At 64.4% G+C, this 21821-nt stretch carries 20 protein-coding genes and 3 pseudogenes; 7 read left to right on the top strand and 16 right to left on the bottom strand.

The features are described 5' to 3' along the window. The 3 genes from tcmP to ASF14_RS10140 all read left to right on the top strand — a co-directional run. The coding region (tcmP, locus tag ASF14_RS10125) for a three-Cys-motif partner protein TcmP (RefSeq protein WP_156361123.1) at positions 1 to 1044 on the top strand (1044 nt) is incomplete at its 5' end. A 151-nt stretch (positions 1045 to 1195) separates the two neighbouring features. Continuing rightward, positions 1196 to 2227 (top strand): site-specific integrase, encoded by a 1032-nt coding sequence (locus tag ASF14_RS10130; protein ID WP_236697012.1) that lies wholly within the window; start codon positions 1196 to 1198, stop codon positions 2225 to 2227. 799 nt (positions 2228 to 3026) lie between these two features. Then, a complete protein-coding gene (locus ASF14_RS10140) occupies positions 3027 to 3536 on the top strand; it encodes a hypothetical protein (RefSeq protein ID WP_056434648.1) in 510 nt (169 codons plus the stop codon). Positions 3537 to 3849: 313 nt separating this feature from the next. Here ASF14_RS10140 and ASF14_RS10145 read toward each other — a convergent pair whose 3' ends face one another. The 5 genes from ASF14_RS10145 to ASF14_RS21460 form a co-directional block, all read right to left on the bottom strand. Continuing rightward, positions 3850 to 7113 (bottom strand): error-prone DNA polymerase, encoded by a 3264-nt coding sequence (locus tag ASF14_RS10145; protein WP_056434651.1) that lies wholly within the window; start codon positions 7111 to 7113, stop codon positions 3850 to 3852. Then, complete coding sequence (locus tag ASF14_RS10150) at positions 7110 to 8708, bottom strand: DNA polymerase Y family protein (RefSeq protein ID WP_236697013.1); 1599 nt, start codon at positions 8706 to 8708, stop codon at positions 7110 to 7112. Before ASF14_RS10150 ends, ASF14_RS10145 begins: the two co-directional genes overlap by 4 nt. 100 nt (positions 8709 to 8808) lie before the next feature. Next, on the bottom strand, positions 8809 to 9570 hold the full coding sequence (locus tag ASF14_RS10155) for an ImuA family protein (RefSeq protein ID WP_201780567.1): 762 nt from the start codon (positions 9568 to 9570) through the stop codon (positions 8809 to 8811). Positions 9571 to 9649: 79 nt separating this feature from the next. Next, positions 9650 to 10618, bottom strand: coding sequence for a GGDEF domain-containing protein (locus tag ASF14_RS10160; RefSeq protein ID WP_056434654.1), 969 nt, complete (start codon positions 10616 to 10618; stop codon positions 9650 to 9652). A 57-nt stretch (positions 10619 to 10675) separates the two neighbouring features. After that, on the bottom strand, positions 10676 to 10852 hold the full coding sequence (locus ASF14_RS21460; protein WP_156361125.1) for a hypothetical protein: 177 nt from the start codon (positions 10850 to 10852) through the stop codon (positions 10676 to 10678). A gap of 39 nt (positions 10853 to 10891) precedes the next feature. On the opposite strand from ASF14_RS21460, the gene ASF14_RS10165 reads away from it, so the two are divergent. Together ASF14_RS10165 and ASF14_RS10170 are read left to right on the top strand one after the other, a co-directional pair. Then, positions 10892 to 11161 (top strand): HU family DNA-binding protein, encoded by a 270-nt coding sequence (locus ASF14_RS10165; RefSeq protein WP_056434657.1) that lies wholly within the window; start codon positions 10892 to 10894, stop codon positions 11159 to 11161. A 48-nt stretch (positions 11162 to 11209) separates the two neighbouring features. Beyond that, positions 11210 to 11836, top strand: a complete 627-nt coding sequence (locus ASF14_RS10170; RefSeq protein WP_082442178.1) for an SOS response-associated peptidase — start codon at positions 11210 to 11212, stop codon at positions 11834 to 11836. 705 nt (positions 11837 to 12541) lie between these two features. Here the strand turns inward: ASF14_RS10170 and ASF14_RS10175 are convergent. Continuing rightward, positions 12542 to 12898: pseudogene (locus ASF14_RS10175) on the bottom strand (integrase core domain-containing protein); the annotation flags it as partial. Between the two features lie 154 nt (positions 12899 to 13052). Here ASF14_RS10175 and ASF14_RS10180 point away from each other — a divergent pair. After that, positions 13053 to 14349, top strand: a pseudogene (locus ASF14_RS10180) (IS110 family transposase). A 214-nt stretch (positions 14350 to 14563) separates the two neighbouring features. Here the strand turns inward: ASF14_RS10180 and ASF14_RS10185 are convergent. The 4 genes and pseudogenes from ASF14_RS10185 to ASF14_RS10200 all read right to left on the bottom strand — a co-directional run. After that, positions 14564 to 15372: pseudogene (locus ASF14_RS10185) on the bottom strand (IS3 family transposase); the annotation flags it as partial. Between the two features lie 27 nt (positions 15373 to 15399). Next, positions 15400 to 15714 (bottom strand): hypothetical protein, encoded by a 315-nt coding sequence (locus ASF14_RS21465; protein ID WP_156361127.1) that lies wholly within the window; start codon positions 15712 to 15714, stop codon positions 15400 to 15402. 49 nt (positions 15715 to 15763) lie between these two features. Then, on the bottom strand, positions 15764 to 16639 hold the full coding sequence (locus ASF14_RS20805) for an abortive infection family protein (protein WP_082442175.1): 876 nt from the start codon (positions 16637 to 16639) through the stop codon (positions 15764 to 15766). Positions 16640 to 16757: 118 nt separating this feature from the next. Beyond that, positions 16758 to 17042 carry a hypothetical protein gene (locus ASF14_RS10200; RefSeq protein WP_156361128.1) on the bottom strand — a complete coding sequence of 95 codons (285 nt, stop codon included), beginning with the start codon at positions 17040 to 17042 and terminating at the stop codon, positions 16758 to 16760. A 683-nt stretch (positions 17043 to 17725) separates the two neighbouring features. Here ASF14_RS10200 and ASF14_RS10205 point away from each other — a divergent pair. Further along, entirely contained in the window at positions 17726 to 18226 is a 501-nt protein-coding gene (locus tag ASF14_RS10205; protein WP_056434672.1) for a MucR family transcriptional regulator, read from the top strand. Positions 18227 to 18259: 33 nt separating this feature from the next. On the opposite strand, the gene ASF14_RS10210 is transcribed toward ASF14_RS10205, so the two are convergent. The 6 genes from ASF14_RS10210 to ASF14_RS10235 are packed head-to-tail and all read right to left on the bottom strand — an operon-like array spanning position 18260 to position 21811. Then, positions 18260 to 18772: a hypothetical protein gene (locus tag ASF14_RS10210; protein ID WP_056434674.1), complete on the bottom strand. Its 513-nt coding sequence runs from the start codon at positions 18770 to 18772 to the stop codon at positions 18260 to 18262. Beyond that, positions 18769 to 19278: a hypothetical protein gene (locus ASF14_RS10215; RefSeq protein ID WP_056434676.1), complete on the bottom strand. Its 510-nt coding sequence runs from the start codon at positions 19276 to 19278 to the stop codon at positions 18769 to 18771. The genes ASF14_RS10210 and ASF14_RS10215 overlap by 4 nt, the downstream gene beginning before the upstream one ends. Then, on the bottom strand, positions 19275 to 20399 hold the full coding sequence (locus ASF14_RS10220) for an NERD domain-containing protein (protein WP_056434678.1): 1125 nt from the start codon (positions 20397 to 20399) through the stop codon (positions 19275 to 19277). Before ASF14_RS10220 ends, ASF14_RS10215 begins: the two co-directional genes overlap by 4 nt. Continuing rightward, positions 20396 to 21256: a CsgG/HfaB family protein gene (locus tag ASF14_RS10225; RefSeq protein WP_236697014.1), complete on the bottom strand. Its 861-nt coding sequence runs from the start codon at positions 21254 to 21256 to the stop codon at positions 20396 to 20398. The genes ASF14_RS10220 and ASF14_RS10225 overlap by 4 nt, the downstream gene beginning before the upstream one ends. Next, on the bottom strand, positions 21249 to 21578 hold the full coding sequence (locus ASF14_RS10230; protein ID WP_056434682.1) for a hypothetical protein: 330 nt from the start codon (positions 21576 to 21578) through the stop codon (positions 21249 to 21251). Before ASF14_RS10230 ends, ASF14_RS10225 begins: the two co-directional genes overlap by 8 nt. Before the next feature lie 23 nt (positions 21579 to 21601). Next, positions 21602 to 21811 carry a hypothetical protein gene (locus ASF14_RS10235; RefSeq protein ID WP_056434712.1) on the bottom strand — a complete coding sequence of 70 codons (210 nt, stop codon included), beginning with the start codon at positions 21809 to 21811 and terminating at the stop codon, positions 21602 to 21604. Positions 21812 to 21821: the final 10 nt, after the last annotated feature.

Here is a 21821-nt window from a genome sequence, read left to right on the forward strand (position 1 = left end):
CCCCGATCTCGCCGCCTGACACACCGCCAAGCGAACAGCCTAGACCAACGGGATGAGGGGTCCCTTTTCGACGCCGATCACCCCGCTACCGGGGTCCCTTTTCCACGCCGATCCACAATCGACAGCCTGCGCGGCAACGTCGCGCCGCTCCAGGCCGAGATCGCCGACAACGTGCCTCGGCTTCATCTTCGGGTCGAGTATCTGACCGAAAGCTTTGAAGACGCTTACCCCGCGATCAAGAAGCTTCTTGCGCAGGGCCGCTACCGCAACCTGATCTTCAACCTCGACCAATGCGGCCACAGCCATGTCGAGCGCACCACGATCCTCGACGTCATGCGCTCCAATCCATCGGTCGAGATCTTCTATACGTTCGCGATCGAGGCGCTACTCTCGTTCCTGCAGAAGTCGGACCCGGTGCAGCTCGCTACCCAGCTCCGCCCGTTTGGCATCGAGCCAAGCGACCTCGAGCAGCTCGAAGGGGCGATGAGTAAGAGCCTGTGGCTCGGCGCTGCGGAGCGGCTCGTCTTCGAGACCTTTCGGACCTGCGCGCCTTTTGTGAGTCCCTTCTCGATCAATAATCCGGGAGGTTGGCGCTACTGGCTGATCCACTTCGCGAACATCTATCGCGCACGTCAGGTTTATAACAACGTGCTGCACCAGAATAGTACGACGCAGGCGCATTTCGGTCGGTCTGGACTCAACATGTTGTCTTACGATCCAAGCCACGATGGCGGTGCGCTGTACCTGTTCGATCTTTCCGGGCGCGAGGGGGCCCGCAACCAGCTGCTTGCCGATATCCCGCGCCTTATCTCGGAGTCAGGCGATGTCATCGAGGTCGGAGACTTCTACGAGGGGATCTACAATGCGACGCCCGCGCATACCGACGACGTGCATCAAGCGATCATCGAGAACCCTGATATTCAGGTGATCACGCCAGGCGGCGGCGAGCGGCGTAGCGCGAATGCGATCGGCGTCGGCGACGTGCTGAAGCTCAAACGTCAGAAGAGCTTCTTCCCCATGTTTCTAAACGCGGGCGGCAACTAAGCCGCCGGATCAGCCACTGTTTCAGGCAATGTCCACCGTTTCGAGGCGCCTCCACCCCTACAACTTTCGTCCACTGTTTTGAGAAAACCTACAAAAAAGGGGAAAGGAGTTTCCGAAAACCGGCAACTTGTTTCCGAGGCTGGCCCCGACCTTGCACGACCCGACCGACCCCGAGCCGCTGCCGACCTCGCACTCGCTCGTCGTCGCGACGTCGGCCGACCTCGTTGTGCGGCCAGCGCCGATGCTGCCCGGCATCGTCGACCTCGAGACCGAGCGCGCCGATGCCTATGCGCGTGCGGCACGCGCCGACAACACCCAGCGCGCGTACATGGCGGATTGGGTCATCTTCACCGCCTGGTGTGAGGCCCGTGGTGAAAGCGCGCTACCTACCACGGCCGAGGTGGTGCGTCGGTTCGTCGCGGCGGAAGCCGATGCCGGCAAGTCGCCGGCGACCATCGAGCGACGGGTGGCGGCAATCGGGCACTTCCATCGCGCCGACAACTTCGTCGCGCCCACCGCCCAGCCCGGCGCCGGCAAGCTGCGCGAGACGCTAGCGGGCATCCGGGCGTCCAAGGGATCAAAGAAGAAGCGCAAGGCCGCCGCGGATGCCAATGTTCTCGAGGCAATGCTCGCGGCGTTTCCGGGCGACGGGCTCCGCGCCGTCCGCGACCGCGCCGTGCTCGCGATTGGGATGGCGGCTGCGTTACGTCGCTCCGAGCTTGTCGCGCTCACCGTCGACGACATCGCGATCGTGGCCGAGGGCCTGCGGATCACCATCGCGCGCTCGAAAACCGATCAGGAGCAGGAAGGTGTCGAGGTTGCTGTGCCCGAGGGCAATCGTCTGCGGCCCAAGGCGCGGCTCCTCGACTGGATGGCAGCCGCTGGGCACAGCGACGGTCCTCTGTTTCGGCGCCTCACCCGGCAAGATACGATGACAGACGATCCAATGAGCGATCGGGCGGTCGCGCGCCTGGTCCAGGCGGCAGCCCGCAAGGCCGGGCTCGACGAACGACAGTTCGGCGGTCACTCGCTCCGCGCTGGTTTCCTGACGGAGAGCGCGGCCCGAGGCGCGACTATTTTCAAGATGCAGGAGGTTTCTCGCCACAAGACGGTGCAGATCCTGTCTGAGTATGTGCGAAGCGCGGACATGTTCCGGAACCACGCCGGAGCTGGCTTTCTCTGATACTCGCGCCTGCTGCGGCGCAAGGCGGGCGTGAGAGCCTTCCAAGGGACGCCCTCCGCACCCGCCCTGACCGCCATAACTATCAGATGCTAGATGGCCGGTAGGTGAAGAGGATAGAACGTTCCGCGCGCGGCGTGGACGCTCCAATGGAGCAGGTAACGGGCAACTGTATACAAACACGCTAACCTGCTCTGGTAAAGCGTTTGCAGACGCTCACTTAGGTCCACTCGAGGCCGTACCCTCTTCGAGCCTTGCTCAAACGCGCAACACCAGAACTCATTGAGCTCCCGGAAGACCAATAGCCTGTACGCGTATGGTATATCGGTCGCATCCTCAACCAGTAGTCGAGCGGCCCGGTCCGCATCTTTGTAGGCGACAACCTGCGCAGCGTAGAGCGAGCAGTCCTGCGGTCTCTCCATCAGACTGGAAAAACACTTCTCGACGACACGTACCGCAGCTCGAATGGCAACATGCTCGTTCCTGAAGCTGCTTCCGCCGTGACCGAGGGAGAGGGCGATACTCTTCAGTATTCCTAATCCAAACATGCAGGCACCTAGTAGGCTGAGCTTTTGCTCTTCTCCTTACCCAGCCAAAGAGACTCGGGACGGGCGGGACAAAGCGCAAGCGATGAACAGAGATGGCGGCAAGGCCGCCGGCTTTTCTGAGATACGGGCTCAACCCGTCCTAAACCTGGCCGACTCTGCCTGCCCCATCCAATCAAAGCCTGGCGACCGCATCGCTGTCAGGCAGGGCACTCTCTACTCGGCGCGCGGTGCGATCTTAGGGCCTCATATTGCAGATGCAAGCGCTGCCTTCGGAACGCATCGGGAACGGCGCCGTTGTCGCGGGTATGAGCGACGAACCAGAACAGCGAGCCTCAGCGCCCGAGCCACACGCGCTTGATAGCCCGTTCAGCCTGTCGGTTTTTATTGTCACGAGCTTAGGCGTCGCGCCTTACAATTGGTTCTTCGTGGTGGGGCAGCAGCCCCTTTGGCTGGTGACCGTTCTATCTTTTGCTTTCCTCTACGGGGCAGCGCTGACGTCGATTCCTGCAGGCGCAGCACTTAAACGTTACGTCAAGTCCAAGGTATTGACGGCTCGCGAAGCGGTTCGCCTCTTCACCGCAATACTGTTACTATTCGTTATCGAGAGCGTCGGACTTCCAGCAATTAGAGTAGCATGGGAGCAGTCGAAATGGCTCTCCATACTCTCAGGGGCGACGGTCATCGTGCAACTACTTGTAACATCCTATCTTCAGAAAATTGTCTGGGATCGGGCCGTTGAGCTTACCGACAGCGAGGCAAGGTGAAGCCAATTGCGACGGAATGTCCTCATGTCGGCGGCACTTCCTCGTACCGCCCGGCCTTCCTTAGCTGACGCACGATACCGTTAAAAGCAGCGGTAACTCCCTGGGATCTGCCGATCTCGTTATCTTGCTGAGCAGCGTCCCAGAACAACTCTAACGGCCAGCGTTCTGGGCAATGCGGGAGAAGACAGCGCAAGGCGAGTCGGACCTCTACGCCGTCCACGCGTCGTTCGGAGCATTGCGTCAGCGTTGATCGTAGGATGTGCACCGAAAGAGCGATAACGACGCGCTGGTGCCGCGGCAGCGGGACCACGGATCAGTGGAAGTCGTGCGATTTGAAGCGCACGACGTCCTCAGGATCCATGCCATCGGCGTGGGGCGGCCAGTAGCAGTTGCGCGGCTCCGGGCTCCACTCCTTGTCACCGCGGTCGGGCGAGCCGGGGTGCTGGGCGGCGTCGCCGCGGCCGGTGCGATGCGGGAACGACATGTCGCCGACGCGGTGAAGCAGGTCGCCATGATCGACGATGCGGTCGCAGATGACGTGGATGACCTCGCCTTCCTTCTGCACTCGGCCCTTCAGACCGACCATGGAAGCCGACATCACGGTGCGGCGCTGCGCCTCAAAGCGGTCGGGCCAGAGGATGCCGTTGGCGATGCCGGTTTCGTCCTCGATCGTGATGAACAGCACACCCTTCGCCGATCCGGGCTTCTGACGGACCAGGATGATGCCGGCGACCTCGACGTGGCGACCGTCGCGCACGCTGGCGAGATCCGCGCAGCGCGTCACGCCGCGACGGGTCAGCTCGTCGCGCACGAACGACAGCGGATGCGCGCGGAGCGACAGCTGCAGGTTGCGGTAATCCTCGATCACCTCTCGGCCGTCGGTGAGCGAGCGGAGCTGCACCTCGGGCTCGATCCCCTCCGCACTCTGCGTCTCGGCCGCGCGATCAGCCGCGGCGAACAGCGGCAACGGCGCCTTGCCGAGCCCCCTCACCTTCCAGAGGCCCTGCCGGCGATCGGCGCCGAAGCTGTGGAAGGCATCGCCATCTGCGAGCTTCTCGATCGCGGCGCGCTGCGCGCCGGAGCGGCGCCACACGTCCTCGACGCTCTCGTAGGCGGTGGTGCTGCGCGCCGCGACGATCTTGGCACCATCCGCGTTCGACAGGCCGCGGATCTGCCTGAGGCCGAGCCGCACGGCCAGGTAGCGTCCGCGCGTCGGCTCTAGCGTGCAGTCCCAGCGGCTCGCGTTGACGCAGGGTGGACGAACCTCGACCCCGTGTTCGCGCGCGTCGCGGACGATCTGCGCGGGCGCGTAGAAGCCCATTGGCTGCGCGTTCATCAATGCGGCGCAGAACACGTCGGGATGATGGTGCTTCATCCAGCTGCTCGCGTAGGAGATCTTGGCGAAGCTGGCGGCGTGGCTCTCGGGGAAGCCGTAGGAGCCGAAGCCCTCGAGCTGGCGGAAGGTGCGCTCGGCGAACTCGCGCGGGTAGCCGCGCGCAACCATGCCCTCGATCAGCTTTTCGCTGAAGTGGCTGACCCCTCCGGTGAATTTGAAGGTGGCCATGGCGCGACGCAGCTTATCCGCCTCGGCGGGTGTGAAGCCGGCCCCGACAATCGCGACCTTCATGGCCTGCTCCTGGAAGAGCGGCACGCCGAGCGTCTTCTCGAGCACCGCGCGCAGCTCCGGGCGCGGGTACTCCGGCCGCTCGAGACCCTCGCGTCGGCGCAGGTACGGGTGGACCATGTCGCCCTGGATCGGACCCGGCCGCACAATCGCGACCTGGATGACGAGATCGTAGAAGCGCCGCGGCTTCATGCGCGGCAGCATGCTCATCTGCGCGCGGCTCTCGATCTGAAAGGTGCCGAGCGTGTCGGCCTTCTGGATCATGGCGTAGACGTCGGGATCGTCGTCCTGCAGGTCGGCCAGCCCGACGCGGATGCCCTTGTCCTGCTCGAGCAGATTGAAGGCGCGGTTCATGCAGCCAAGCATGCCCAATCCGAGGACGTCGACCTTCATGAACTTGAGCGAGTCGATGTCGTCCTTGTCCCACTCGATGATCTGGCGGTCTTCCATCGCCGCCGGTTCGATGGGCACCAGGTCGTCGAGACGGTCGTGCGTCAGCACGAAGCCGCCCGGGTGCTGCGACATGTGCCGCGGCACGCCGATGAGCTTGCGCGCGAGGTCGAGCGTCAGGCGCAGTCGACGATCGGCAATGTCGAGGTTCAGCTCCTCGACCTGCTTCTCGCCGACGCCCTCGGCCGACCAGCCCCAGACGAGTCCTGCCAGCGAGGAAGTCAGGTCCTCAGGGAGCCCAAGCGCCTTGCCGACGTCGCGCACCGCGCCGCGCGCGCGGTAGCGGGTCACCACCGCGGTCAACGCGGCGCGGTCACGTCCGTAGGTCTCGTAGATCCACTGGATGATCTCCTCGCGGCGCTCATGCTCGAAGTCGACGTCGATGTCGGGCGGCTCGCGGCGCTCGCCCGACACGAAGCGCTCGAAGAGCAGCTCGTGCTTGATCGGGTCGATCGAGGTGACGCCGAGCACGAAGCACACGCAGCTGTTCGCGGCCGAGCCGCGGCCCTGGCAGAGGATCCCGCGTCGGCGCGCCTCGCGCACAATCGCGTAGACGGTGAGGAAGTAGGGTGCGTAGCCGAGCTCGCCAATCAGCCGCATCTCATGCGCGATCTGCGTGGTGTAGGCCTCCGGCACGTTGCCGTCGAACATGCGCTCGACCGCCTCGGTCGCCAGCTTCTGCAACGCCTCCTGCGCGGTCAGCCCCTCAATCAGACGCTCGTGCGGGTATTGGTACGCCAGCTCGCCCAGGTCGAAGGTGCAGAGCTTGGCGATGTCGACGCTCGCCTGCAGCGCGTCGGGGTAGGCCCGGAACCGTCGGACCATCTCGTCCGGCGATTTCAGCGCGCGGTCGGCGTTCACCTCGCGGCGGTAGCCGAGCTCGTCGACGGTACATTTCTCCCGCACCGCCGTGACGACGTCCTGCAGCAGCCGCGCCTCGGGCGCATGGTAGAGCACGTCGCCGGTGACCACGGCGCGCACGCCGGCGCCGCCTGCTTGCCGCGCGAGCGCGTCTATGCGGACCGCGTCGCCCGGCCGGCGCCGCTGATAGAGCGCCATGTAGCCGCGACGCCCATAGACTGCCTTTAGGTCCTTCAGCGCCGCCAGGTTCTCCTCGTCTGCCTCATGCGGCAGCAGGATGGCGATGACGCCCTCGGACCATGGCTCGAGGTCGTGCCAGTGGAGCAGGCATGCGCCCTTCCCCGCCCGCTTCTTGCCGACGGTGAGCAGACGCGTGATCCGCGACCAGGCGGGACGATCGGTTGGGTAGAGCAGCAGGCGACGGCCGCACGAGAGATCCACGCGCGTGCCCGCGATCGAGCGCACGCCGGTGGCCTTCTGCGCTTCCCAGGCGCGCACGACGCCCCCGACCGTGCCGATGTCGCTGACCCCGATCGCGGGATAGCCGAGCAGCGCCGCGGCCGCGAACAGCTCCTCAGGGCTGGACGCACCGCGCAGCAGCGAGAAGTGCGTGAGCACCTGCAGCTCGACATAGTGGGTCATCCGAAGACCCCGTGCATCCACCAGCTGAGGTCGCCGGTATCCTCCTCGAAGCCGTCGCCGCGGCGGAACACCCAGTAGCGCCCGCCCTCCTGGTCCTCGACGCGGTAATAGTCGCGTACCGCCCACACCTCGGCATCACGGCGCCACCACTCGCCATGGACACGCTCAGGCCCGTCGCCGGCGACAATCTTGTACGTCTTGCCGCGCCACTCGAAGCGGCGCGGTGGCTGGTCGGGCATCAGCGCCATGACGCGCGCGAGCGGCTCCGGCCGTGCAAACAGCCGGATCGGCCGCGGCCACTTTGGCCAGGGTCCAGGCGTTTCGTTCGGGTCGGAGCGGGCGACGGCTCGCTCCGGCACATGGCTCTCGACGGGGGCGACACGAAAGACGGCGCGTGGGCCAATCCTGCCGGCGATGACGTCGACGAGGCGGGCGGGATCGCGCACCAACGTCTCGCCGGCGAGCACCGCGCCGAGGTCGACCGCATCGAGCGGCTCGGTGTACGGGGCGACGAGCCAGAACTGTTCGAGCCCCATGCCCGGGTCGATCCGCTCGATCTTGAGCTTCAGCAGCCGCAGCAGGTGCGGCACCTCGCGCGTTGGCCGAGACGTGCCGACGGCGACAACCTGCTCGGTGCCGTCGACGCGCAGGCCGGTGAGCCGCAGCGCGCGCGCGCCGAGCCCGCGCTCCTGCAGCACGCCGGCGAGATCGCGCAGCAGGTCGCCCATGACCTGCTCGATTGCCTCGGCCGTGCCGATCGGCTCGAGCAGCCGGCGCTCGACGAGCGGCACCTCGGCGTCTTCACGCGGGGTGATCGGCTCCGCGACCGCTCCCAGCGCCTGGTCGAGCCGCGTGATCGCCGGCAGGCCGAGACGGCGCGCGAGCGGCCCTCGCGCGACCGGCAGGAGGTCCGCGACGGTCTCGAAGCCGAAGCGCCGCGCGGCGCTGAGCGCGCTCGGAGCAAGCCGCAGCGCCACGATTGGCAGCGGCGCGAGTGCGCTGGCGGTTGCACCCGGTTCGGCGCGGATGAGGTCGCCGCGGCCGTAGCGCGCGAGCGCGTGCGCCGCGCCCGGTGTGTCTGCGACCGCTACACGTGCCGTGAAGCCTGCCCGCTTGCAGAAGGCGATCAGACGCCGGCAGAAGCGCTCCTCGCCGCCATGCAGGTGCTCGCAGCCTGCAAGATCGATCCATAGACCATCGCTTGGGGTAACCGCGGCGATCGGCGACCAGCGGCGCACGGCGAGGAGCGCAAGGCGGTCGAGCAGTGCCGCATCGGCCTCCGGCTCGGCAGGGCGGAAGTCGAGGTCGGAAACGAGCGCGCGCGCGTGGGTCGCCGCCATGCCGGGATGCACGCCGAGCGCGCGCGCACCGTCACAGGCAGCGACCACCTCCTCGCGTCGGCCGACCTTGCCAATCAGCGCGAGCGGCGCGTGCTCGAGCGGCTTGGCCGCCGGCACGCTGATGCGCGGTGCCGGCGTCGCCGCCTTGTAGGGGTGGCTAGCTGTTTCCGAGCGCCGGCCGAGCTCGCGCATAGGTGGCTGCGCGTGGGTCGGCAGTGCGGCGATCTGCGCCTCGACGTCGCCGCGCGACGGCATGCCTTCCCGCGCCCACCGCGCACCTGGTCGCCATCCTCCGCCCCGCGGCACCGAACAGGCGCCGGGGTCGTCGTCTACCGGCAGCTCAAGGACAGGCCTTTCAGGCTGCCGCGAAGCGGACCGTTCCAGCCGTCTCAGCCGCTCCACGGCCAAGCTCGGCAGGAACAGCGAGACGACCCGTCTCATCGCTGCCCTCCACAATCAGGGAGAAGCCCTCACCCCCACGCTGTCGGACGCACTCCACCGCCCATCTCGCTCTTCCCACACCCGCGACACCCAACCGCTCGGACGGCGCGGCGCCGATCCGCCAGCGCGTCCAAGCGGCGGACGGCTCGGCGAACACGTCCTGGTTGAGGCCGCGCGCGCGGCGCAGCAGCAGCACCGGCACGTCGGCGTCAGCCGCAACCAGCTGCAGGCGCCGCGTTGCCACCATCGAGACCTTGCTCGCCTCCGCCACGATCGCAGCGGGCGTGCCGTCTCGCACCGCATCCTCGACTACGGCCAACAGCGCGGCATCGTCGCGCGGCTGCGCGTAGATGACGTTGGCGGAAGGCAGGCCCGCTTGCTCGAGCGCCGGAGCGTAGAGGTCCGCCCTGCAGCTGGCCCATAGCACCGGGCCGCCCGCCCCTGCCGCCTCGCGCGCGGCGATGCCGGCGAGGAAGAGCGTCGTGGCCGCATCGTCGACCAGCGCGGGGCTTCGCGACGTCGCCTCGTGCAGCGCGCCAGTGCGCAAGCCCCCTGCCCCGAGCTGACTGTCGAGCGCGTCCACGCCGAAGGGCATGACGCGATAGTCAGCGGCAGGCGTAGCGATCGTCCGCAGATGCGCTATGCTGGTCGGCAGGGAATCAAGGGCGGCGGACATAAGGGACTAGACTCTACTTGTTCCCTTTATGTTCCGTTAAGGGGCTCCATCCGTCAACCCGATTTCCGGCTGTCCCGCGTCAGCTCGTCGCAGATACCCCGACCATCCTGCTCTCGATCGCGACCGGACCGGCACCGGGCTGCTTGGCTCGCCGGAGTTGCGCCTGGGCTGCTTCCACCAGCTCTTGCGGCGGACGGCTGCGGCTCGCTGCAACGCCGGCAGAGAGCGAGATGCGGCCAAGTGGCTCATCGCTCTCGCGCACCTTCATCTCGCGTGCTCCGATCGCCTCGCATGCCTCGGTAACCATCTCGCCAGCGGCGCTCAGGTCCATTCCCTCGATGAGCAGCGCAAAGGTGCCGCCCTCCCAGCGGCTAACGAGGTGGCTGCGGCAATGATCGGCGAGCGCGCGCGCCACCACCTTCAGAAGGCGGTCACCGACTGCTGGCGAGTGGCTCTCGTTGATGCCGCGAAGGCCATCGACATCGACGAGGGCGACGCAGACTGGATCTCGTAGGTTGTCGGCAAGGCGGTCCTCGAAGCCCTTCTTGTTTGTCAGGCCCGTCAGTGGGTCGTGCTGCCCTGCTGCCTGCAGAGCCGCCAGCTCGGCTCGGATCTGGCGCGCGCGGGCCGCAGCCTGCGCGAAACTTGCCTCTGCGCTCTCTGCCCGGCGGAGCATGGTCGCGAGCAGCGGGCCGACCGTCGCTCCTGGTTCATCCAGCAGCGCCGCGGACGCGGTGACCAGTTCGCGGCTGAGATCGGTCGTGATCGTCATCGCATCTCCGACGACGTCCATGACCCGCAGAGTGATGTGATCGAGCTCGGGCGCCACGTTCGCGGGCGCGGCAGGCCGTAGCTGCAGCACCTGCTCTTCGGTCAGGCGCAGACCGCCGTCGATCGCACCGTCGACGCGTTCCCGCAGCTGCGTGTCCTCGCCGTTCAGATACTCGTGGGCGAAGGCATAGTGGTCTGGGGTGTGAGCAAGGCGGTGACGATCAAGGAAGACGAGGACCTCGGCTCCGCCCTGCGGCCGCTTACGTCGATCTACCATCCTGACCCTCCGTCGTGGCGCCCGGTTCCTCCCCTGCCTCTGCGGATAAGCTGGCGATTACAGATCGATGTTACGATCCTTCATCGCCTCCGCGGCCAGGTCGCCGATCGGACCGACGCCTCCGACCGTCTCGAAAACGACGCTGACGTCGTGATCGTCGAGCTTCGACAGCATCAGTTTGACGGCGCTGGTGCTCGCCTCGTCCAGCACAGTCGTTGTGTCGTCGCTCGCCATCGGTAAGGTCCCCACGCTTTCAGAGGGAGTATGACTAGCATGAACGTTGGTGAGCTGGCCAAGGGCGTCGCAGCTGCGACGGGTACGAGCGAGGCCGATGCTAAGAAGACGATCAACGCGGTGTTCGACCAGATTGCGGCCGCGGCCGCGAAGGGCGAAGAGGTCTCGATTAATGGCTTCGGCAAGTTCACCGTCAAAGACCGCCCGGAGCGCGAGGGCCGCAACCCGTCGACCGGCGAGAGCATGACGATCGCCGCGTCGAAAAAGGTCGCGTTCACGGCTGCCAAGGGCCTGAAGGACAAGCTCTGAGGCATGTGCGCCGGCGAGTTGACTCGCCGGCGCCGACAGGAGGCGCGGATGTGCAATCGGTATCGGCTCACGGCCAAGCAGGCCGAGGTGATGGCGACCTTCGGCATCCGCCCGCCCTACGAGCCGGACGAGACCTTCCCGGCTGGCGACATCTTCCCAACGGGGAAGAAAACGCCCTTCTATGGCGCGGTGATCGTGAAGGACGGCGACGATCGCCGGCTCGAGCGCATGGAGTGGGGCGTCCCGACGCAAGTGCCCAGCAAGCGCGATCCAGCGGTGAAGCTGACCAAGTACGTGACCAACGTGCGCAATCTTAGCTCCAGCTTCTGGCGATCGATGTTGACCACGCCTGCTCGGCGCTGCCTCGTGCCTGTAACGTCATTCTCCGAGTACGGGCTCGCGCCGGGGGAGGACGGCAAGAAGCCGTTGCACTGGTTTGATGTACCAAGCCGCCCGATCTTCGCCTTCGCCGGCATCTGGCGACCGACTGAGCGCGGCAACGCCTACGGTTTCCTCACCACGGAACCGAACGCAATTGTGGCGCCGATCCATCCGAAAGCGATGCCGGTTATATTGCATGATGAGCACTACAAAGCTTGGTTGGAGGCGCCTTGGTCCGAATTGACTGACCTAGTTGCTCCTTACCCATCGCAACTCATGTCAGTGGGTATATAGGCCTGGCGCATCAAATAGCGACCAACGGTCTCTCAAGCGCTGAATCGAATATCCTTTGCCGCTACCTTTGTCCCTCTGCTTCGCGCAGTAAGGGTGCCGCACTCGGGCTTGCTGGAGCACGTACGCGTGACGCTCGCCGCTTTGCTGCCTGTACGCATGCGTCGACGAGACGCGGAACTCCCAGCATTACGTCTGAAGTCTTGGAAGATGGCTTTCCACACCGCTGGATGTACCGTTCTTTTGCGAGTTGCTCGGCGGACTTTCCCAGGTATTTTGGTGCGGGCACTGGGGAGACGCCAATGATATCGTCAACCTTTATCGTTCTTACGGCCCCGCCCCCGATCGCCAGCGCGATCCGCGCCTCCGTTGTGGCTACGATAATACCCTGCCGATATCGCTCCGGCGTTATAAAGATACGAACGCAGCGAGAATCTTGTTGCGCGCGACCGCATTGGGCTGCCGCTACGTTCGCTTTGTCTGCGAAGATCTCGGCCTGCTTCAAGCCAGGTGTGAGTAGAATTATTGCCGCCTTCGCACTCAGCAGCAACGACAGCGGAATAAAAATGCCAACTGCTAAATAGGCAAGCCATCCAAGCTTGTCTTTTATTTTTGTAAAAAGGGACTTAGACTGTGCGACCGCGGTCCCCCGCTCTCCTGGACTCCAGAATGCCGTAGCAACACCCGCAATGACGTGACCCCAGTCTTTCATCCAGCGGCAACCAGAGACCGACCGGTGTTGTCGCGCATGAGCGCGGGTGAAGCAACGGGCGGGGTTAACCCCGCCCGTTGCTGTTCAAGCCCGGCAGCGAATGCGACCGGGGTAGCGTAGCCGAGCGACGAGTGCGGCCGCTCGGTGTTGTAGTCGTCGACCCAGCGCGCGAGGATCGAGCGGGCCTGGCCGATGGTAAAGAACAGCGTCTCGTTGAGCAGCTCGTCGCGCATGCGACCGTTGAAGCTTTCGACGAACCCGTTCTGGGTCGGCTTGCCAGGGGCAATGTAATGCCACTCGACGCCCACGTCGCCGGACCAGGCGAGCACCGCATTCGAGGTGAGCTCAGTTCCGTAGCACATTGGGAAGCGCTGGTTTGGGAGCCGCTATGGCCCTGATGAAGACAAGGCCGCGTAGCGGCCGCAGGCTTCATCAGGGCAAGCCATGACCGGTCAGCAGGTATCTAAAGTGAGGTTGTCGAGACAACACTTTGGAGGCTGACCGACCATGACCAAGCTCACCTCTACGCCTGCCGGCGCCGTGCTGGTAGCTATCGATATGTCCAAGAGCCGGCAGGAGGTTCTCATCGAGCGACCGGAAGGCGGCCGGCGCCGGCGGATGACCGTCATGGCAACCAGGCAGGACTATGACGGCTTCGCCGAAAAACTCGCTGCCATCGGGCGCCCTATCATTGTCGGGTTCGAGGCGACGGGTAATTACCATCGCACGCTGGCACATCGGCTGCTGACGGCAGGGTTCGAGCTGCGCCTCATCTCGTCGGTCGCGCTCGCCAGAACGCGCGAGGCGCTGCACAATGGCTGGGACAAGAACGACCCCAAGGACGCGCAGGTCATCCTGCACATGCTGCGGATCGGTGCGACGCAGCGCTACGTCGATCCTCTCGCCGCGGGCATCAATGACCTGCAGGAACTCTCGAAGACCCACGAAACGATCTCTAGGATGAAGACGCAGACCTGGCACCGCATCCTGACCCACTACCTGCCGCTGTACTTCCCCGAGATCGCCCGCTTCGCAGGCAACAGCCGGTCCGACTGGTTTCTCGCGCTCATCGAGCGGTTCCCCACTCCTGCCAGCATCACCGCGCTCGACGCTGGGGCATTCTCGGCAGCTGCCTGGCCTCTCATCGGCCGCAAGGTTTCCAAGGCCCGTCTTGTCAATGACATATACGAAACGGCCTGCGCTTCGGTGGCTCTGCCGGTCCCGGAGGATTCGGCAGCAATTACCATGTTCCGCATGGTCATCGCGCAGGGACGCAGCCTCATCCACCAGCGTGACGAGATAGAGCGGCTTGCCCATGACAGGCTGGCCGAGCATGTTGATTATAAGCTGCTGCGCAACATTCCGGGCATTGGTCCGATTAACGCGCTGACCATTCTGGCCGAGGCCGGTGATTTGCGTCGCTTCAACCATCATCGACAGTTCCTGAAGTTCTGCGGCCTCGATCTCGCAACGTGCCAGTCAGGCACGTTTCGTGGCCGCACCAAGCTGTCCAAGTACGGCAACGCGCGTCTGCGCCGCACCTTCTGGATGGCTGCCCAGGTCGCCGCGCGTCAGCGCGACAACAGTTTCCGTGACAAGCTCGGACGGTACACCGCCGGGCACGCGGACGATGCCGACCGTCGCCGCAAGGCGATGACGGCGCTCACCGCCAAGATGGCGCGCGTGGCTCACGCCGTCGTCAAGACGGGGACAGAGTACCGGCCGTTCCTCGAACGGTCGGATGCCAGGTGGAAGGACCCCTCTCTGCAAGTGCCGTGAGGGCGCTCGTCGAGCGACCCTGTAGATAATGTTCGGGCCTTCCACCTGGGTGCGTATCTCGTTTTAAGGATGGTGAGGACCACGGCCGCCCCGGCGCCGCTGGATCCTGTGTTTGCTATGGCAGGGAGCGATCCCGTTGACGGTGGAAGCCATCTGGCTCAGATTGCATGCCGCGCCGATGGTTGTCGGCGCATGGATATCTGCTGGCCAAAACCCGCCGCTGCTTCCAGACATAGGACGTTGTCGCTCACGATCATCTTCGGTGAGCCCCGTTCGGCGATCAGATCGGCCAGCTCGCGCACGACCCGCCTACCCGAGATCGACGTGTCCACCACCGCCCGGAGGCATTCGCGCGTCACGTCGTCGACGATGTTGAGCACGCGGAACCGTCGGCCGGTGACGAGCTGGTCGTGGACGAAGTCCAGGCTCCAGCGCTGGTTGGGAAGCGCCAGCACCGGTGCAGGTGCCCGCGCACCAACGGCGCGCCTTCGTCCCTTCCGGCGCCTGACCGTCAAACCCTCCTCACGGTAGAGCCGCTGGGTCTTCTTGCGGTTGATCGTGATACCGTCACGGCGAAGCAGGATGTGTAGACGTCGATAGCCGAACCGCCGGCGCTGCTGCGCCAGCTCACATAACCTCGACCGCAGGTCGCCATCATCCGCTCGGCACGAGCGATATCGCATGCTCGTGCGATCAGCTCCGACGACAGCACACGCCCGCCGCTCGCTCATCCCCAGCGTCGCCTGGAGATGCGCGACTGCTTGCCGCTTCGCGGCGGGCGCTACCATTTTTTTGACAGCAGGTCCTTCAGACCGGCGTTGTCGAGCATCGTGTCGGCGAGCAGGCGCTTGAGCCGTGCGTTCTCTTCCTCGAGCGACCGCAGACGCTTCGCGTCGGACACCTCCAGACCGCCAAACTTCGCCTTCCACGCATAGTAGGTGGCGCTCGACATGCCGTGCTTGCGGCACAGCTCCGTCACCACCGCACCTGCCTCGGCCTCCTTCAGGATGCCGATGATCTGCTCTTCCGAAAACTGCTGCCGCTTCATTCCGTCCGTCCCTTAGAGGGCCGGTCTCTAGTTCCAGGTGGATGAAGAAACGGGGGTCACGTCAGCAACAACAAAGGGGATGACCAGAAGTCCGGCGATGAAGCCAAAGCCACTTACGATCCCTGTCGACCATTCCGCGCCGGCTACACCTGCCCCATCATAGATGAAGACCTCGATGTTCTTTGGGTAAAGGCCGACATCAAGACGGAGACGGGCAAGAAGCTCAGCATGATAGCTTCTACCAAGAAAGTAGAGCTCTGGCACAACGAGAAATCCAGCCAGCTTAACAGCGCGAGCAGCAAGCCACGATAGATGGCCTTTCACGTTTGCACTTAGCGCCATCAGAATATCCTCAGATCAGGCTTGTTAAGGCTGCACGCGGCGGCATAGGTCAATGCAGATGAAGAGCCCGGTCCGGAAATTTACGCTGCCAGGTCTCGATCAAGAAAAGAGAGACTGTGCTAGCTGAATGAAGCGCCAAGCTGGCGATACGCGCATCGATCCGCACAAAACCGCGCTCGCGCCCATGTGCATCACCAGCATGGGTGCGTAGCGCACCAATACCGCTAACGACTGTGGACAGTCCGCCAAGTATCATGCGAACGTCGGACTCGATCTGACTGTCTATATCAGCTCGACCAGCATCTAAGGCTAGTGGCTTTTTCACAGCATTGTAGAGCCCTTGAATATCCTTTTTTGCGGGTAGGCTTTCTCCAAGTTCAATCAGGATCGATCGGCACACGCTTTCGACTGCTGCGCACGCTGCTGTTACAGCATCTTCCGGATCTTGGTTCACACTTACGAGAGCACGATCGATATCACGGCGCACTGTATCGAAACTGATTGTGTCGACTACACCGCCCAGCCTTTCAAGAACCGGGCTGGCCTGGCCGACCGCCACAAGGCGCACTGCCAAGCCTTGGCGCTGCAGCTCAAAACCATCGAAGGCGAGAGCTCCATTGAGGTAATCAAGAACAGTCGACAGTCGTTCTGGCTCTGCTATGAAGTCCCGTGGATCGGCTGCAGCCTCGATGACACGCACCAATGCCTCAAAGCTGTCAGCACGGTTGAGTCCGATTAAGCAGTCGACCAGGCTTGGGACGCGCGAGCCAGTAAGCTGGAACTCGACGTTACAAGTCCTCATAAACTTCTCAATTCGCGGGCCGGAGCGGTAAATGCCAATTGGAGGCATCGCGCTATTACCAGCCCCGCCACTGATTACCTCCGCAACGGCATCGATTGACTGAGGAGAGAGCGGGAAAGACATTCTGATTTAGTTTCCTCGCTTAGCATCGGCACGAGCTATGGCAGTCATTCAGAGACAAGCCGATAGCTTCATCGCTGGCAGAGTATCCGGAAAGGATTACCGATTAGGCCGCCAAAACCTATCCTGCTTCGGGCTCACTGTTATGAACCAAACGGAGCGTCGGCCTAAATCGCGCGATCTCGACCAGTTTCCGCATTTGCTCAGGATCCTCAAGGAGGTCCGCGATCGCCTGATTGACCAAGCCCTGAGCGTAGAGAAGCAAGCGCGCCTCGTCGTCGCCTTCCATCTGAAGCGCGATGCACTCCTGCTTCACACCCTCACGCCGGATAAACGTCGCGCCCTCGCCCATGCAGGCTTCTCCTATCAGCGCTGCATCATGATAGCCGGCGATGCCGCTGTCCACCGGCCTTCATCCGCTCGGAAGCTCATGGCGCTGTTGTGGTGGATGTTTGTGCCTCGATCGTGGCACGCTGAGGCGCGTGCAGGGCTGCTATGCCAACATGCACTTGATCAGGATCATGGTGCCGCACGCCATGAACACCATAGCCGGCTCTTTCCAGAAGGCGCCCAACCACCATCCAACTGATCCGCCTACGATCAGGAGAATGGCCCCAGCGAGCACCCTGTCCATGTCTCGGCCCTTCCGCGGACACGACCGTCTACAAATTTGCCCGTTCGAGTCAGGCGAGCAGACACCAGCATTCCAATAATACCGATCCCGCCGGTGATCATCGCCGGTTCTTGCCGGTATATCCCAGCGGACCAAGCCCCTAAACTGAAGGTGACAACGACCAGCGATACAAAGAATATGTTGTCCATCGTTTGAACTCCGCACGGCGAGGTCGAGGTATCTAGCGCCGTTGTATAGGATCTAGTGTCGAGCCCATACTGTTAGCCTTGCATACTAACGAAGCTTTTTGCGACTGTGATCGGCGGTTACTAGCGAAGCCAGCGCATCGGCCGTCTACTGTTCCGGACCTGATCATCCGTTGGACCGTTGCCGCTGGAAGCACCGTCGATGTTCGGTATAACCGGGCTTCGACGCTACCGGGGTAGCTCCGCTTAACTGGATTGGACGAGGATCGAATGAGCGATCAGAACAACGTCGTCGAGCTCGCGACCGAGCTGACGATCGCCTGGCTGTCCAACCCGAACACGCGGGCCGACCAGAGCCAGGTGCCTGCGTTCCTCCAGTCGATGCACGAGGCGGTGACCGCGCTCGAAAGCCCGGCCAGCGAGCCGACAGAGCCGGCGGAGGTGTTCACGCCTGCGGTTTCCGTCAGGAAGTCTCTTGCCCGACCCGACGCCATCATCAGCCTGATCGATGGCAAGCCTTATAAGTCGCTGCGGCGGCACCTGTCCGGTCATGGCCTGACCCCGAATCAGTATCGTCAGCGATACGGTCTCAAGGCCGACTACCCGATGGTCGCACCCGAATACAGCGAGGCGCGCCGGTCGATGGCCAAGAAGATCGGTCTCGGCCGGAAGCCGAAGGACGCGCCGGCTGCACCGGCGCCTGCGGAGGCGGAGCAGCCCGCGCCTAAGCGTGGTCGCCGCAAAGCCGCTGCCAGCGAAAAGGCGGATTGAGCCCGACCGCAGCGCCGCGCGGTCTATCCCTCGCTACTGCATCTGCAGGACGACTGCCCGTCTGACAGGAACACTGGAGGCCTCTGGCGGCCATGCTCCCGGAGGTTCGGCGGAAACATCCTTCCGGATTTCGGAAAGAAGTTTCCATCCGAGCAGACCTGCGATCGGCCGGTAGCTGGTTGGATGCACCCCATCTCGTGTGGGTAGCTGGGCGAGTGGGATGACCTTGTCCCCGAAGCGATGCGCCACCTTCGTCACGATCAGGGCTGCAGTGCGGTTGTAGGGTGCGAGCCACGTCACGCGTGGCGCCCGGGTTATCGCGCGCAAGGCGACCAATCGGCGTTCCAGGCGTGGATCTCCGACATCGTTCGAGCCCAACGCGATCAGGGCGACGGCGGGGGTAATGCGGCCCTGCCATTCCTCCAGCACACCGCTCGAGCGTGCGCCGACGTGCGCGTGGATCTCGCATCGGACACCTTCGCGCGCGAGCGCCCCCGCGGTGCCGACGCCGGTGCTATCGCCAAGGATGAGGCAGAAGGGGATCACAAGCGCCCTGCCGCGATCTTCGGAGATGTCGTCCTCGGACGCGGGCTTCCTGCCATCTCGTCGTAAGCGAGCAGCCCAATGATCGCGACGGCTACGCCGGCGAGGCCGAAGAGGCCGCGCGCTAGGCCGATCGCCCGCGCCGCCTTTCCACGGCGTAGCGTTCGCCAGCCCCGATCGATCGACGTCCGCCACGACAACCAACCGTCCGCGATGTCGCAGGCCCCGAACATGGCGATCGGAATGGCGATCGCCGGGATGATGTGTCGCGTCTCGACGGGGTTGAAGGCGACCATGGCCAACGTGATCAGGAGGACAACGAACGCGGCAGCGTAGATCACGGTGTAGACAGGCCGGAGGCGAAAGATGCGCGAGCTAGGCTGAGCCAGGTAGCGCACGATCGGCCGTCTGCATGTATCGCAGGCTAGGACCGCCTGCCCGAGCGGCCAGCGTCGCATCGTCGCATCGCAGTACGGGCAGGTCGGCCGGGGCAGGCTGATCATGTTCATGGCAGCTGCGCCAACTGCACAGCGTTCGGGAGGGCGGCGCGGATCTCGGTCGCGATCTCCGGCGGGCACACCCAGTTCGCGAACATCGGGTTCCACACCGCCCTGCCCTTGCAAAGCGCGGTTAGCGCCTCCCGGCCGATGTGATCGTCCTTCGCCGCTCGGAACGCGATGCGACCGTCTGGCAGCGTGCGTTCCATGATGCCGGCGCAGACCTCGATCTGCGCTCCTGCCTTTCGAGGTTTCGGCGAGGGGGGCACCGCATCAGCGATCACCGGCTCGGGTGGCGGTGTCGCGGGTTGGCCGATCGCGACCATTGGCTCTGGCGCAGGCTCTTCAGGCGCGTCGACGATCGGCTCTGGCTCCGGGTCGTCAGCTTGGCTGGTGTCCGGCTCGACCGTCATTCCGTCAGGCCCAGGATGGATCCCGAGCCGCACGTAGATGTCTTCTTCCTCGACATGGTCTGCGATCAGCTGGTCGGCGATCGCCAGCATCTGCAGGCCGCTTACGCCTGTCGAGAAAAGACGCGACAAGGGGCTCGTTCCCCCAAACGGCATCCATCCCGCGACGAGGTTGTCGCATTTGTAAATCGGTTCGTCGTTGCCGACCTTTGAGCGGTCAATGTTGTTTGTAGCTGGCACGGATACGAACACGCCGATGCGCTCGAACGCCTTGGTGTGGCCCTTACGCTTCAGCCACGCGGCGAGGATGTCTCTCTGGCGCCGTACCTGAGCGACCGGACTGGGGATGTTCTGAGGTCGTTGCTGCCCCCGATACCAGACCATCCACTCGCCATGTGCGTTCTTCGAGATGGTGCCCGCATAATTCTTGGACTCGAAGATCGCGGCGGTTCGCGAGAAGCGAGACAGCAGGATGTGATCGAACTGGGCGAACCCGCCCTGGCCGTCAGGCAGGCGCAGATTGTGGATCAGAACATGTCGGTCGTTCTCCGGCCCGAACTCGCGATCGAGCATGAACGCGGTCTCCTTCTCGCCCCGGAGACCGCGCACATGCTTCTTGAGGGCTGACCGGACGCGGTCCGGTAGCCCCTCGTAGTCAGGATCGCGCATCACCTCGTCCGCCAACGCGATCTCAGCGGATCGTGTCGATCGCTTTCGGATCATTGTTTTGGCGTTCCCGTCTGAGCCTGCGTTGGTAGCGGCTGGACTGTCTGCGCCGGGATCGGCGCGGCTGCGGGTGGAACCAGCGCCGGCGGTTTCGCCGGGACCAGCTTCGCTTCGAGCCGTGGCTTGGCATCGGTCATCAGCTTGCGGAAGGCATCGACCATCGCGAGGCTGGTGATCTTGCCGATGTCGGTCGAGGCGTAGGTGCCGCCCAGAGCGCCGACGCCGAGGCCGAGCAGCAGCCCTCCGCCCACGACACCGACGTCCTTCTTGCGTGCCGAGCCACTGGCGACCGCTTCCTGGATGCCGGTGTTGACGTCGACGAGCGTGAGCAGGACCTGGCTCTCCATCGTCTTGGACTTGAGGCCGACGGCGCCTCCGAACAGGCCACCGACACCGCCGCCACTCTCGCGCGCCTTGCTGTCAATATAGACCACGTTGACCTGCAGCAGGTAATCCGCCTTGGTGACAGGCCGCGCGGCAGCGGCCCCGCCGGCGATAGCGCGTTCGCGCTCGAGCGCGCTGAAGGCCTCCCCTCGATCCGCCACGCGGAAGCAGCCTGAGCGGGCGATCATGAGCTTGACGAGCGGCAGCGGATCGACCCGGGCCGTGGAACCGCCATTCTGCATCTCAGCCATTCGCATCAGCGCCTGCAGCTGCGGTGAGAGGTTATCGGCCGGGCTCGCAGCCTTTTCCTCAACCAAGGCGGCGACGCCCAGAGGAACCTCGCATCGGGGCAGCTCGGTCTTCTCGTCGACGCCGGTGCCGCCTTGCCCCAGCTTCTGCGCCAACAGGGTGGAAGGAGTGACGGCCGCGATCGCGGCCGTCACGATGGCGAGGGCGGCGCGCTTAGGCACCGGCCTTCGCCGCCTTCGCATGCTTGGTCGGGTCGCAGATGCCGGCCCGTTCCTCGTTGGCGCTCACCTTCTTGGCGGCTTCATCGCAGTCCGCGCAATCGGCGCAGTCAGCGCAGTCCTTGCAGTTGCCCTTGTGATTGGCGTGGGCGCGGTAGTGCGCCGTCTTTTCCGCTGCGCGGCGTTCGGCGTCGTTGCCGGCGCTCTCGCCGGCGAAGCTCGCCATTGCGAGCAGCACCGGGCTGGCCGGCGCCGCGCTGGCGACCGCAGGTGAGGCGAACGCCAGGCCCGCCAGGACGATCGATGCGATATGTCGTGTCTTCACGGTTGTAACCCCTTCGTTGGTTGTCAGAAAAAGCCGTTGCGACGTCCGTCGCGCCGGTCGTCGTGGCGGGTGCCACTATCGCCGAGGGCCGAGCGTCGGACCTCCAGCTCCACGCCGTCCCCCTTGCGGGTGATCCGGACGTCTTGTGGGGCGAGGCCTTGCCGCTTCGCCCAGCGGTCCGCGTCGGCTGCCGACCCGAACTCGCCCATTTCGTCGAAACTCCAGTTGCTCATCTGCTCCTCG

The organism is Sphingomonas sp. Leaf257 (assembly GCF_001422185.1).
Classification (GTDB): domain Bacteria; phylum Pseudomonadota; class Alphaproteobacteria; order Sphingomonadales; family Sphingomonadaceae; genus Sphingomonas; species Sphingomonas yabuuchiae.

Bases quoted from the DNA above. Each gene is read 5' to 3' on its own strand.
- ASF14_RS10140 (WP_056434648.1), top strand. From the start codon at position 3,027: ATGCAAGCGCTGCCTTCGGAACGCATCGGGAACGGCGCCGTTGTCGCG.
- ASF14_RS10145 (WP_056434651.1), bottom strand. From the start codon at position 7,113: ATGACCCACTATGTCGAGCTGCAGGTGCTCACGCACTTCTCGCTGCTG.
- ASF14_RS10150 (WP_236697013.1), bottom strand. From the start codon at position 8,708: ATGCCGTCGCGCGGCGACGTCGAGGCGCAGATCGCCGCACTGCCGACC.
- ASF14_RS10155 (WP_201780567.1), bottom strand. From the start codon at position 9,570: ATGTCCGCCGCCCTTGATTCCCTGCCGACCAGCATAGCGCATCTGCGG.
- ASF14_RS10160 (WP_056434654.1), bottom strand. From the start codon at position 10,618: ATGGTAGATCGACGTAAGCGGCCGCAGGGCGGAGCCGAGGTCCTCGTC.
- ASF14_RS21460 (WP_156361125.1), bottom strand. From the start codon at position 10,852: ATGGCGAGCGACGACACAACGACTGTGCTGGACGAGGCGAGCACCAGC.
- ASF14_RS10165 (WP_056434657.1), top strand. From the start codon at position 10,892: ATGAACGTTGGTGAGCTGGCCAAGGGCGTCGCAGCTGCGACGGGTACG.
- ASF14_RS10170 (WP_082442178.1), top strand. From the start codon at position 11,210: ATGTGCAATCGGTATCGGCTCACGGCCAAGCAGGCCGAGGTGATGGCG.
- ASF14_RS21465 (WP_156361127.1), bottom strand. From the start codon at position 15,714: ATGGCGCTAAGTGCAAACGTGAAAGGCCATCTATCGTGGCTTGCTGCT.
- ASF14_RS20805 (WP_082442175.1), bottom strand. From the start codon at position 16,639: ATGTCTTTCCCGCTCTCTCCTCAGTCAATCGATGCCGTTGCGGAGGTA.
- ASF14_RS10205 (WP_056434672.1), top strand. From the start codon at position 17,726: ATGAGCGATCAGAACAACGTCGTCGAGCTCGCGACCGAGCTGACGATC.
- ASF14_RS10215 (WP_056434676.1), bottom strand. From the start codon at position 19,278: ATGAACATGATCAGCCTGCCCCGGCCGACCTGCCCGTACTGCGATGCG.
- ASF14_RS10220 (WP_056434678.1), bottom strand. From the start codon at position 20,399: ATGATCCGAAAGCGATCGACACGATCCGCTGAGATCGCGTTGGCGGAC.
- ASF14_RS10235 (WP_056434712.1), bottom strand. From the start codon at position 21,811: ATGAGCAACTGGAGTTTCGACGAAATGGGCGAGTTCGGGTCGGCAGCC.